12 protein-coding genes are annotated in these 12,016 nt (G+C 43.6%); 1 reads left to right on the top strand and 11 read right to left on the bottom strand.

Annotated features, from left to right (window positions below):
* Positions 1 to 17: 17 nt before the first annotated feature.
* Entirely contained in the window at positions 18 to 926 is a 909-nt protein-coding gene (locus tag RIB93_RS13995; protein ID WP_446373367.1) for a sulfotransferase family protein, read from the bottom strand.
* Positions 871 to 1,122, bottom strand: coding sequence for a hypothetical protein (locus tag RIB93_RS13990; RefSeq protein ID WP_446373366.1), 252 nt, complete (start codon positions 1,120 to 1,122; stop codon positions 871 to 873). The genes RIB93_RS13995 and RIB93_RS13990 overlap by 56 nt, the downstream gene beginning before the upstream one ends.
* On the opposite strand from RIB93_RS13990, the gene RIB93_RS13985 reads away from it, so the two are divergent.
* A complete protein-coding gene (locus RIB93_RS13985; protein WP_446373365.1) occupies positions 1,109 to 2,269 on the top strand; it encodes a glycosyltransferase in 1,161 nt (386 codons plus the stop codon). The genes RIB93_RS13990 and RIB93_RS13985 overlap by 14 nt on opposite strands.
* Positions 2,270 to 2,309: 40 nt before the next feature.
* On the opposite strand, the gene RIB93_RS13980 is transcribed toward RIB93_RS13985, so the two are convergent.
* The 9 genes from RIB93_RS13980 to hpsE (RIB93_RS13940) form a co-directional block, all read right to left on the bottom strand.
* Positions 2,310 to 3,251 (bottom strand): glycosyltransferase, encoded by a 942-nt coding sequence (locus tag RIB93_RS13980; RefSeq protein WP_446373364.1) that lies wholly within the window; start codon positions 3,249 to 3,251, stop codon positions 2,310 to 2,312.
* Between the two features lie 35 nt (positions 3,252 to 3,286).
* Positions 3,287 to 4,279, bottom strand: coding sequence for a glycosyltransferase (locus tag RIB93_RS13975; RefSeq protein WP_446373363.1), 993 nt, complete (start codon positions 4,277 to 4,279; stop codon positions 3,287 to 3,289).
* Positions 4,280 to 4,291: 12 nt separating this feature from the next.
* Complete coding sequence (hpsE, locus tag RIB93_RS13970) at positions 4,292 to 5,242, bottom strand: hormogonium polysaccharide biosynthesis glycosyltransferase HpsE (protein ID WP_446373362.1); 951 nt, start codon at positions 5,240 to 5,242, stop codon at positions 4,292 to 4,294.
* Between the two features lie 506 nt (positions 5,243 to 5,748).
* The gene (locus RIB93_RS13965; RefSeq protein ID WP_446373361.1) at positions 5,749 to 6,675 is read right to left on the bottom strand and encodes a sulfotransferase family protein; all 927 of its coding nucleotides are present in this window, start codon (positions 6,673 to 6,675) and stop codon (positions 5,749 to 5,751) included.
* Positions 6,676 to 6,693: 18 nt separating this feature from the next.
* On the bottom strand, positions 6,694 to 7,800 hold the full coding sequence (locus RIB93_RS13960; RefSeq protein ID WP_446373360.1) for a glycosyltransferase family 4 protein: 1,107 nt from the start codon (positions 7,798 to 7,800) through the stop codon (positions 6,694 to 6,696).
* Between the two features lie 42 nt (positions 7,801 to 7,842).
* Positions 7,843 to 8,814: a glycosyltransferase gene (locus RIB93_RS13955; protein WP_446373359.1), complete on the bottom strand. Its 972-nt coding sequence runs from the start codon at positions 8,812 to 8,814 to the stop codon at positions 7,843 to 7,845.
* A gap of 33 nt (positions 8,815 to 8,847) precedes the next feature.
* Entirely contained in the window at positions 8,848 to 9,828 is a 981-nt protein-coding gene (locus RIB93_RS13950; protein WP_446373358.1) for a glycosyltransferase, read from the bottom strand.
* Positions 9,829 to 9,868: 40 nt separating this feature from the next.
* Positions 9,869 to 10,999 (bottom strand): glycosyltransferase family 4 protein, encoded by a 1,131-nt coding sequence (locus RIB93_RS13945; protein WP_446373357.1) that lies wholly within the window; start codon positions 10,997 to 10,999, stop codon positions 9,869 to 9,871.
* Positions 11,000 to 11,013: 14 nt separating this feature from the next.
* On the bottom strand, positions 11,014 to 11,961 hold the full coding sequence (gene hpsE, locus RIB93_RS13940; protein WP_446373390.1) for a hormogonium polysaccharide biosynthesis glycosyltransferase HpsE: 948 nt from the start codon (positions 11,959 to 11,961) through the stop codon (positions 11,014 to 11,016).
* Positions 11,962 to 12,016: the final 55 nt, after the last annotated feature.

Below are 12,016 nucleotides of genomic sequence, written 5' to 3'. Positions count from 1 at the left end.
AAGCGCTACGAACGGCGCTAAACCCCATACCCCAACTCCCGCATCATCGGTGCAATAATAGGCATCACCTGGTTAATCGCCTGACCATTCTTCTGTTTCCACTTATCCGCTTTCGGCTGGGAAACCGTAGTCCAACTGAGACGCCCCTCCTGAATATACTGAAGACTCTCCGGGGACATTTCCCATCCAGTGAACTGACAAAACTGCTCCAATACCGCCTGGGGATCAGCTAAAAGCTCTTCATAAGAAACTCGCATCAACCGTTTCTGCCAATCGGGATTCGCCTGTTCCCACTCCAGCAGATAACGATTATGCTCCACCCAACTCCAGGCACAAATCTCGGCTAATGACTGGTGAACCACCGTTTGCCAACCGGGTGGAATCGGATAACACCAATGGGAAATCGTCGCACCTTCGGGAAACGGTAACGGGCGCTTCCAGAAAACCCCCGAATGCCAACCCTCCATCATCGAAGAAACACAGGCTCTACCATCGCGAACCAGATGAACTAACAAAGCATCCGGAAACATAAGCCGCAGCGCCTCTAAATGAAAGCAATTGGCAACGGTTTTCTCCAAATAGCGCACGGGTTTCCTGAGTAAGCCATAATTAAAGCCATCTCGCCAGCGAGAGAGGCGGCGATGGCGTAGGTTTTCGATTAGCAGTTCCCGCCGAAACGCCTTAATCATGTCCGGGGTACATTCGGCTGGCAAAATATAATCAGTAGGCACAGATAACCGCTGATAGGGAAAAAACTGAAACCATAACGGATCATTCTCTTTATCAAAGGACCAAACCTCTGGTAGGCGTCGAGTGATTTCATACAAATAACTCGACCCTGACCGAGGTGCCGATACAATAAAGACAGGTCTAGACAAACGCGGCTGTAAAACCTGGAAAATGAGGAACTTTATCGCTTTTGACATCAAACGTGATGGGCGATGGGGATAGGTGATAACCGAAGGACTGCATCCGAGTTCCACAAATCGTTTCAATCATTTGCAGCTTATCCTTGCCCAAAAATTCTAACCAATTCACCTGATGATTGCCACGGGGTTGAGACTGCTTAATTAAATAGGTGTTAACTCCATCTCCCCCATCTACCCCTATGGAAAATAACATTATTATCTACCGAGATACGCTCCTACCCTACTCGGAAACATTTATTCCCGCGCAAGTGGAAAACTATGAATCCTACACCGGATTCTACGTCGGAACATCCCGGTGTCGCGGCAGAAACTATCCCCTACCTGCCCAGAGAACCCTCGTGCTCAGCGAGATGGCGAAACTCACCCTAAGACGCAAACTCTTATTTCTGATCACTGGCTTAGGCTATCCGGACTGGTTTCGTCGCCTGAGACAACTCTCACCCCGCCTGATTCATGCCCATTTTGGACCCGATGGCGTTTGGGCATTACCCATGAGGCAACGGCTGAAAGTTCCCTTAATTGTCACCTTCCATGGCTACGATATCACAGTTAATCAGGACAGCGGCGATGATCTCAGTGACATGTTTGGTCCCCATCCCTTAACCCGTGTGTATTTCTGGCGGCGACGGCATTTATTCAAAAAAGCCCACTGTTGTATCGCCGTGTCTGAATTTATTCGCACGAAACTAATTGAAAAAGGCTGTCCCCCGGACAAGATAATTGTTCACTACATTGGCATTGATGTGGATAAGTTTGCCCCTCAGCCCAACCCGTCACGTCAGCCTGTGGTGCTATTCGTCGGGCGACTGGTGGAAAAAAAGGGGTGTCAGTACTTAATTCAGGCAATGGCTCAGGTACAATCAGTACGACCGGATATCGAACTGGTGGTTATTGGTGATGGTGGACTACGCTCAACCCTAGAACAACAAGCTGCCCATTCCCTGAAACGCTATCGCTTTTTAGGGGCGCAACCCTCGGATAGGGTTCGGGATTGGCTGAATCAAGCGATGTTACTTTGTATCCCCAGCGTTACCGACAGTCGCCACAATTGTGAGGGGCTACCCATAACCCTACTCGAAGCCCAAGCCATGGCGGTACCCGTCGTCAGTTCCATTCACGCCGGAATTCCGGAGGCGATTATCCACGGCGAAACCGGTTTCTTGGCTGCCGAAAAAGACTGGCAAGCCCTAGCTGAGAATATCCTGACCTTAGCCAACAACGAACCACTCCGAAAACAGATTGCGATCGCGGGACGCCAACAGGTAGAGCAAAAATTTAACTTAAAGCATAATACCACGAAGTTAGAAGGAATTTACGATCAGATTTTGCAGGAGAGGTGAGGGTGATGGGGATCAAGGGCAGACAATGAACCATCAACCATCACCGTTTCACGTTTTTGAGTAAAGCATACGTCGGTTGAGACGGGAATATCGTCGCTAAAGCAATTTTCAACAGAACAATACTGATTATCTTGGGTCTAAGCAACCAAATCGGATCATGAATTATCACTTGTCCAAAAAAGCGCATAGCTGTTAATCCACGTCGCCGTTCTAAACGACCTTCAATCGCTTTAAAGGTAAAATACTTGTAACGTTCTGCCAGAACCTGCCGTTTAAGATAATCTAAGGGTTCAGGTGCCTGAGCCAAGGCTCGTTCAATCACCCGTAAGCTAGCCGCCTCCATTTTCCAAACATCTGTAGACATGGAGTGAGGAGAAATACGATATAAAATTTGGGCAGAAGGGACACAAACAAATTCATAGGGAGCCGCTAGACGCAACCACATCTCCCAATCTTCTACCGCATTGAGTGACTCATCAAAGCCCCCGACTTCAGCAAATGCCTTGGCTAAGACTAACACATTAGACCCCCCTTCTACGAAGTCTCGCAAAAGCAATTTATTGTAAACATTACCATTAGCAATAATGTGACCCCCTGGACGTAAAAATTGACCCGATTCATCAATCCAATCCGTCCAACTATAAGCCACACCCGCTTGCGGATTCGCTTCTAACGCTTTGATTTGGGCTTCTAGTTTATCCGCTCTCCACAGGTCATCGGCATCAATGAAGGAGATATACTTTCCGGTGGCTTGGGAAATCCCCCGATTCCGACTGGCGGCTAAACCAGCATTGGCATAAGAAAACACGTTTAAACGGGAGTCATTAATCTGGGAAATGACGGATAAGGTGTTATCGGTAGACCCATCATTAATCACCATCAGTTCAAAATCAGCAACGGTTTGCTGCAATACCGATTCAATGGTTTGTTTAATTGTTTTTTCACCATTAAAAACTGGAATAATTATTGATACCAATGGCATAGTTATGTTGCTCCTTGTGTCAATTTTAGGGACAGTCAGGACGGGTCTGAACGCAGGTATCCGTATAAAGCATGAACCTCAGCCAACTTGCCCAACTTGGTAAGCAATGCTTGTGCTTGCTGGGGAGGTAAGAGAGTCACAATGGTCATTCTCAACATCACTTTCACCAGTACTCGTGCTTGGAGAAGAGACGGATCATTACTGAGTGCTATCCAGATAAATCGAGCTGCTGTTAATCCCCGTTGACGACTAGATGGTCGTTCTAAAGCATCGACAACCAAACATTTATAACGGTTAGAAATAATATCCCTCCTCAGAGATTTTATCGATTCAGGAGCCTGATCTAGGGCTTTAGCTATCACGTTTTTAAACCCTTTTTCTTGGCGTTCAACGTTATTCGACCAGGAATTCGAGAACAGGGATTTCCGATATAAAACTTGCGGTTTTGGCACCACAATAAACGGATAGCAGGCTGCCAATCGTAGCCACATATCCCAATCCTGACCGCCCACTAGGGATTCGTCAAAATTACCCACTTTTTCCAGGGCTTGCCGGCGGATCAATGGATTAGAACCACTGCCAATAAAATCAATCAACAATAGCTTGGCTTGCACATCACCACTGGCACTAATATAAGTTCCTCGACGCCAAAATTGACCCTTTTCATCGACCCAATTTGTCCAACTATACGCCACGGCTACTTCAGGATGCGACTGTAGTGCTTGCAATTGGGCATCTAGCTTATCGGCTGTCCACAGATCATCGGCGTCGAGAAATGCCAAATAGTCACCGGTAGCTTTTTCAATTCCCCGATTGCGGCTTTTTTGGGGACCTGCATTGGGATAAGAGAATACCTTAATTCGAGGATCAGGGATATTAGAAACAATTTCTAAGGTTGAATCTTGAGACCCATCATTGATGACAATGAGTTCAAAATCTGAAAAGGTTTGCTCTAAAACCGATTGAATTGTTTCGCGAATGGTTACTTCAGCATTGTAAACGGGAATAATTACAGAAATTACTGGCATAATTCACTTCAATTAATTAGATATATTTTTTCTCCATAAATAAAAAGGACTGAGAAAGCCCCCCCAGAAAAATTCAAGCTCACAAGCCTTGATCAGATCCCGTTTTACCTGCCATCGATATTTAATAATGTAGCTGATCAGGCGACGCAAGTTACCAAGCAGCGTTCGGATAAAAATCACAGGTTTTTGCCAAGGAGTGGCATTAATCATTCGCAGTTGACATGTCGCTAACCCACACCCCCGTGAAATAGACAGTAAATAATCCCGTTCTAATCGCCAGCGCGGTATTTGATGATAGGTATGCAAATCGGGATGATACCAAATTTCCCACCCAGCTTTATACATGTACAGTAAGGGTTCATAATCATCCCCCTGTATCATCACTCCCGGTAATTTACCTGTTAATGTGGGACGCGGCGGCACCGTTTCACACCAGGCTTTTTTCCGCACCACTAATGAAGCCGCTGGCGGTAATCTCAAATTTTGCGGTTCAAATTGATGGGGCGTAGAACCATGTTCGCGAATCGCTAAAAAGGCTTGGATGCGTTGAAAGTTTTCCGGCGGTTCAACTTCAAACTCCCCATGAATTTGCCCACTAAACGCACCGACTCGGGGATGTTCCTGGGCAAATGAATAGGCTTGGGCTATCCAATCGGGATTGGGTATGTTATCATCATCTAAAAATCCAATGAGTTCCCCCTGTGCCTCTTGTACCGCCCGTAATCTGGCAAAAGCGGCACCCTGTTCCGGTTCGAGGATATAGGTTAAAGGAACACTGGGTAACCAATTCCCTTGATACTCCTGCACCACTTGAGCGGTATTATCGGTACTATTATTATCAACAACAATAATTTCCCAGGAAATCTGGTCTAAACCCGCTTGCTGTCGCAGTTTATCCAGCAACTTCGGCAAACGGCTGGCACCATTATAAGTCGGAATAGCTACCGTGAAGTCTATAGACATTGTTCTGGTGTCTCCCGTGACATAACGTTCAGGGTGATGATTGGGTTGGGGCTACTGAAATAGCCATTGCGGTACAGGTACCGTTTTAACGGTTTCAAAGCCTTTAATCTAGTAAGTTTTAGCTAACTTGAGCTTTCAGCCGGACATTTATTTCCTGGCGTCCAAGTCAGCCAAATTCGGTTTACTTGTTAGTCGTTAGTGCTGATGCGCTGATGGCGATCGCATCGCAAATCCGAACGTTTCGTATATATTTTGGCATAGATATGATACTCTGCCTAATGTTAACTCTAACTGAATATTAGCTGAATTCGGGAGACATTTTAGTAAAATTTTGATAAAGATTTTTTGCGAAACCGGATCAATGTACCGCGTCGGGTTTAGGCGAATTTACTACCCCGGCTTACTACTTAAAGGTGAGGAAGTTATCCGCACAAAGGATATGCTATGAATAATGATTACAGTATAACTGTTCTGAATGCCTTTTGTACAGGGGGATTGAGATGCTCTTACCCTACCCCATCTGCGGATTTTTCTACCCACTGAGGATAATTGACAACCGAGAGTCGTTCCCGGACATAATCCTGTTGCGGCTGATCGAAAACCTGGTAGAATTTCCGGGAATTGGCATTGTGAATCGGTTTGTAAACTTGGGCTTTCCAGGATTCATTGTCTAAGACGACCTGTTTTGCCACGGTTTGATACCCTTGCAGCATCGTTTCATGATAGTCGATGCCAATAAATGCGGCTAGGTCTTGCAGTACGGCTTCAGGTTTCGCGACTAACGTTTCATAGCTGACCCGTTTATGATTCGGTTTATGTAATTGTCGTTGAGTCAAATGAATTGACCATATCCATTGCTGAATACAGGCATCTAAACTATGGCGATAGCGCTCTCCCCAATTGGCATAGGTATTAATGGCTTCATACATGGAGGCAATCACATCCTCCCCGTTGCGAACCAGATGAATAAATTTCGGGTCGGGGACATATTTTTCAATAATGTCGATATAACTCAAATGATGGGGGGATTTTTCTAACCAATAGGGTTTCTGCTGTTCTAAGGCTAAGGTATCCAAGATTTCAATAAACGCCTGGGTTTTTTGCTTCATCCACCGACCTCGCCAGGGGAAGCTTTTCCTAAACTCTGAGCGACCAATTGTGTCGATAAATTTATTCACTCGCAATCTAAACTTTGGCGAGGCAATCCCTAATCCTACCCGACAATCGCTGATTAAGTTTTCCAGTCGGTCTTGGAGCGTCAGCGGCGGTTGACCAAATAACCGACGCTCTAGCTGTTGGGTTAAATCTAAAAAGAATTGAGTTTCTGGAAACGACGCGATTTGAGGATGAGCCGCTAATAGGGTTTGTAATAAGGTTGTGCCGGAACGGGGACATCCAACTAGAAAGAGTCGCGATTTAATCAAGTTAACCATTGCCGTATCAATAATCGTTTAATGTCTCAGATTCATTGCCATTTGATAGACGGCTAGGGTTTTCTTGCCGATCCCATTCCAATCGAGTTGATCGCAAACCTTAATCACAGACTCGCTCAGCTCATCCAGATTAACATGCTTGCTTTTTTCCAGTGCCTTAATTAATCCTTGTTCATCCTCTGGATCATATAACAAGGTATCCGCGTATTTCATCGTTTCGGGAATCCCTCCGAGTCGAGGCGCGATAATCGGTTTGGCGTAAGACATTGCCAAAATTAAACTACTAGAGTTTAAGATTTTATCAAAGGGTAAAATCACCAGATTGGCGGCACTAAAAAAAAGATGGAGTTTACTATTGTCGATGTATTCGGGATAGAGGCGAATGGTATTTATCCCTTCCACCTGTTGATTGAGTTTATTTTTATAGGCTTCATCTTGAGGCTTACCCGCAATGACAAGTAAACTATCATCCCTATTCCAGTTTTGCCATGCCTGAATTAATTTCTCTATCCCTTTATAGGGTCTAAGCAAGCCAAAATGGAGGTAAATTCGCCCAGTTCCCGGTAATCCCAATTCTGCTCTCGCTTGGATGGAATCAATCAGAGGATGATAAACATCCCGATAATGTCCAATCGGTATCGCTGTCGCTTTTGTCGGAGCAAAGCCATACAGTTGAGCCACAGAGTCTAACGTCGATTGGCTATGAAAAATGAGCCGATCAACCCATTGAGCAACCCAGCTTCTCGTCCAACGTTCTAACCGAGGAAATTTAGACTCATGAGCCATGGCATTATGCACCGTCCAAACAATTTTAACACCAGCCAAACGAGTACAAATAATATCCAGGATAAATTTTAGCGATCGCCACAATTGCTTCAGTTGAGAAGAACTCTCAATATACTCATGAATCCAATGAAGATGAACAACCTGATAGGAATTTTGGGGATTTTTCCAGGCTGGAATCACAGCCGCCCGAAATATAGGAAAGGTTTTGACATAGGGATAGCGCCAAAAATCAACAGTTACACCCTGCTTTTCTAATGCCGCCGCTAGAAGGCTTTGATAGGGATTTGGATACCGAAAATCCGGCATGATTAAAATATGGAGGCTTGGTGAATTATTCAATTTCATCCCCAGAACTGATTGAACTATCGTCTACAGTTTAAATTATTTTTGCTCTGATGAAAGAACTGACCCGCCATGTTTTGAAAATAACCGAGCCTGGTGTGGCGGCAGTAGGAGCCATAAGATAATTTTAAGCAAGATGACAACCATTAATTTTTTTCGCTGCCACAGCAGATGAGGATAAGCGCTAATAGTATACCAGTAATACTGGGCAGCTAGCCAACCTTTATGGCGATTCGGCAAACCCTCAAGTGCTTTAAAGGTTAAATACTGGTAAAGCTTAGCTAGGCTTTGTTTTTTGAGGTGCTGTAGGGAATCAGGGGCTTGAGCAAAGGCTTTCTCAATTACTTTTAAACATTCTTTGGCTTGGGTTTGAATATTAGACGAAATTGAATACCCTGAAATCCGATATAAATTATGGGGGTATGGCACAACGGTAAAAGGATAGCGTGCGGCTAGGCGCAACCACATATCCCAATCCTCAGACCCCCAGAGTGACTCATCAAAGCAACCAATTTCCTGCAATGCTTTGCGGCGAATTAACGGGTTTGAGCCATTGTGTAAAAAATTAGTCACTAATAGTTTGGCATAAACATCTCCAGTCTCAGCAATCCGCTCATCTGGATATAAAAATTGACCGGATTCATTGATATAATCTGTCCAACTATAAGCAACCGCCGCTTGAGGATTAGCGTGCAAAGCGTTTAATTGAGCCTCTAATTTATCCGGCGTCCAGAGATCATCTGCATCGAGAAACGAAATAAACTCACCAGTGGCGTGGTCAAGACCTCGATTGCGACTCACGGCTGGTCCCCTGTTGGTATAGGAGAAGACTTGGATCTTGGGAGAATTAAAACTCTCAATTATGTCTAAGGTTTTATCTTGAGATCCATCATTAATGACAATAATTTCAAAATCTTGAAAGGTTTGGTTTAAGACGGATTGAATCGTTTCTTTAATGGTTATTTCTCCGTTAAAAACTGGAACAATCACCGATATACTTGGCATATTCATTTTCTATTTATAAAATTAATACTACTGACGAAATTAAGAGAATTTCAAATAACCTAATAAACTTGTAGTATTAAAAATCCGATTAAATTTCGTCAACAATCGTTGCGTCTGTTGAGACGGTAACATCAGGGTTAGGGCAATCTTAAATAATACCTTCCCCAAAACCCGTGTTCCCAGCAGAGACGGATCATTTCTGAGTGCTAACCCAATAAATCGTGCAGCAGCTAGACTGTTGGCTCGGCTAGGAATCCCTTCCAGAGCTTTACTCGTCAGATATTTGTAAAGATTAGCCAGAGTTAGCCGTTTCAAATTCTGTAAGGATTCAGGAACTTGCGTGAACGCTCGTTCAATCATGATTAAACAGCCTTCTTCCTGCTTGAAAACGTCAGAGGAGGCTGAACTGGGAGAGATTCGATATAAAACTTGAGGAGATGGCACCGCCACGAAATCATAGGAGGACGCCAATCTTAGCCACATATCCCAATCTTCCCCATGAGTCAGGGACTCTTCAAATCCCCCCATTTCCACTAACGCCGTTCGACGAATTAAGGGGTTAGAACCATTTTCCAAAAAATTAATAACTAAGAGGGTTTTGTAGACATCACCATTCAACTGAACGTAAAACCCTCGACGTAGTAGTTTACCCCTTTCATCAATAGAATTTGTCCAGCTATAAGCCACAGCCGCTTGCGGATTGGTTTGCAGCGCATTAAATTGAGATTCAAGTTTATCCGGAGTCCATAAGTCATCAGCATCAATAAAAGAAATATAGTCTCCAACTGCATGAAAAATTCCCCGGTTGCGACTGACCGTCGGTCCAGCGTTAGGGTAAGAAAATAGGCGAATTCGAGGGTCTGGGATACGTTCAACAATCTCCAATGTCGCATCTTGAGACCCATCGTTGATGATAATTAACTCAAGGTCAGTAAAAGTTTGGTTTAAAACCGATTGAATCGTTTCTTTTATGGTTTTTGCCGCATTGTAGGCTGGAATAACGACTGATATTTTTGGCATAGATCTTAAGTTTATTCATCAATAAACTAAGGATAAGCGTTCATTTGTTAACAAGGTTTAGCATGATTTGCTCAACCCCGTTCACGGTTCTATCCAAGTTGAAGTGTTCTACAATATGGTTACGGCATCGCTGAGACAAAGTTGGGTCTGTTTCACGCCACTTTATCAGTTTGGTCAGTACAGTTGATAAATCCTGTTCATTCCCTGGCTCAAACAAGCCAACTTTAAATTCTCCCGTTAAAATTTCGGGAATTCCTCCAGTACAACTGCCGATAACTGGCGTACCACAAGCCATTGATTCAATAATTGATCGCCCGAATGGTTCAGAATCTAGACTCGGTAGAACGGTAACATCACTAATTGGATAAACCCAAGTTGGATTTTCTAGATGTCCGGTAAATTTAATCGCTGTTTTTATTCCTAGTTTATCGGCAATTCTTTCCAGATGGTTTTGATAATGTAAATCTTCAAGATAAGGTTTTCCTGCTATTAACAAAATAGCATTGATCCCTGATTTTAAGACCCGAGAAAACCCACGAATTAGAGTTTCTAATCCCTTGGATTTATCCAGTCTTCCCACATACGCTATTACTTTTGTGCCTTGATCAATGCCCCATTGATTCTTAACTATAGACGAGCTTTCGGCTGGAGTGAATAAGGTCGGCTTAATTCCATTATAAACTACGGCTATTTTTTTTTCGGGAAATCCTTGATTAACCCAATCCTGTTTCGTTTGATGGGAAATCGCAATAAATTGCTTGACCAGTTTAAGACCCAATCTCCATTTTTTATACATCGTTGGTGGAGGTGGGTGGCGGAGGTGACACAGGAGAGGAATCGTTTTGAATAACGCTAAAGCGCTAGCAAAAAGACTGTCATGGTACTGATTAATATAGACAATATCCCCAGGGATATTATAGATTTTGACGAGGTTATTCCATAAACGGAATAGGACGTGAGTTGTTAGAGATTGATCATGACTGATTTTAAATCTGTTGATTTGAATGATTTGATCACAAAACTTCTGATAATCGGGGAGTAAATCTCCTTTTTCAGCATAAAGTAGATGAATATGATGTCCCCGCTGATATAAACTATAGCAAATATCCAGTGTACTTCGTTCTTTGCCACCAAGTCTTGATGGGTTGTCTTCTAAAACTATAACATGCATCGTTTACATCAACCTTATATTTTGTATTTTCTAAATAAAAAAAAGCAACTGATTAAACTTCCCCAAAAAAACTCCATTTCACAGGCAGCAACGAGATTGGTTTTAAGTTGATTTCGATATTTGGCGACATGAAAGACAACTCGACGTAAATTTCCTAGAAATGTGCGGATAAAAATTATGGGTTTTTGCCAAGCCTTGGCATTGATCATCCGCAATTGACATGTGGCTAAACCACAACCCCGACAAATAAAGAGTAAATAATTCCGTTCTAATCGCCAGTGGGGGATTTGATGATAGGTATGCAAATCAGGATGATACCAAATTTCCCATCCAGCTTTATATATGTACAGTAAGGGTTCATAATCATCCCCCTGTATCATTACTCCGGGTAATTTACCTGTTAATGTGGGACGCGACGGTACAGTTTCACACCAGGCTTTTTTCCGCACCACTAATGAAGCCGCTGGCGGTAATCTTAAATTTTGCGGTTCAAATTGATGGGGGGTGGAACCATGTTCTCGAATGGCTAAAAAGGCTTGGATGCGTTGAAAATTTTCCGGCGGTTCGACTTCAAAGTCCCCATGAATTTGCCCACTAAATGCACCGGCTTGGGGATGTTCTTGGGCAAATGAATACGCTTGGGCTATCCAGTCTGGATTGGGTAAGTTATCATCATCTAAAAATCCAATCAGTTCCCCCTGTGCTTCTTGTACTGCCCGTAATCTGGCAAACGCCGCCCCTTGTTCCGGTTCCAGGATGTAGGTTAAGGGAACACCAGGTAGCCAGTTCCCTTGATACTCCTGCACTACTTGGGCAGTATTATCGCTACTGTTATTATCAATAACAATAATTTCCCAGTAAATCTGGTCTAAACCTGTTTGCTGTCGCAGTTTCTCAAACAGCTTCGGCAAACGGCTGGCACCATTATAGGTAGGAATCGCTACTGTGAAGTCTACAGACATTGTTCTGTCATTAGTCATTTTTCATTGGTCTTATGTCATTGGTCATTCGTCGCAG

This window comes from Coleofasciculus sp. D1-CHI-01 (genome assembly GCF_040218875.1).
Lineage (GTDB): Bacteria > Cyanobacteriota > Cyanobacteriia > Cyanobacteriales > Coleofasciculaceae > Coleofasciculus.
This window is presented reverse-complemented; position numbering and strand designations above follow the sequence as displayed.

What these genes read in the sequence shown, in the direction of transcription:
- RIB93_RS13995 (WP_446373367.1), bottom strand. Translation starts at nt 926, where the DNA reads ATGTCAAAAGCGATAAAGTTCCTCATTTTCCAGGTTTTACAGCCGCGT.
- RIB93_RS13965 (WP_446373361.1), bottom strand. Translation starts at nt 6,675, where the DNA reads ATGGTTAACTTGATTAAATCGCGACTCTTTCTAGTTGGATGTCCCCGT.
- RIB93_RS13990 (WP_446373366.1), bottom strand. Translation starts at nt 1,122, where the DNA reads ATGTTATTTTCCATAGGGGTAGATGGGGGAGATGGAGTTAACACCTAT.
- hpsE (WP_446373390.1), bottom strand. Translation starts at nt 11,961, where the DNA reads ATGTCTGTAGACTTCACAGTAGCGATTCCTACCTATAATGGTGCCAGC.
- RIB93_RS13980 (WP_446373364.1), bottom strand. Translation starts at nt 3,251, where the DNA reads ATGCCATTGGTATCAATAATTATTCCAGTTTTTAATGGTGAAAAAACA.
- RIB93_RS13985 (WP_446373365.1), top strand. Translation starts at nt 1,109, where the DNA reads ATGGAAAATAACATTATTATCTACCGAGATACGCTCCTACCCTACTCG.
- RIB93_RS13950 (WP_446373358.1), bottom strand. Translation starts at nt 9,828, where the DNA reads ATGCCAAAAATATCAGTCGTTATTCCAGCCTACAATGCGGCAAAAACC.
- RIB93_RS13955 (WP_446373359.1), bottom strand. Translation starts at nt 8,814, where the DNA reads ATGAATATGCCAAGTATATCGGTGATTGTTCCAGTTTTTAACGGAGAA.
- RIB93_RS13975 (WP_446373363.1), bottom strand. Translation starts at nt 4,279, where the DNA reads ATGCCAGTAATTTCTGTAATTATTCCCGTTTACAATGCTGAAGTAACC.
- RIB93_RS13945 (WP_446373357.1), bottom strand. Translation starts at nt 10,999, where the DNA reads ATGCATGTTATAGTTTTAGAAGACAACCCATCAAGACTTGGTGGCAAA.
- hpsE (WP_446373362.1), bottom strand. Translation starts at nt 5,242, where the DNA reads ATGTCTATAGACTTCACGGTAGCTATTCCGACTTATAATGGTGCCAGC.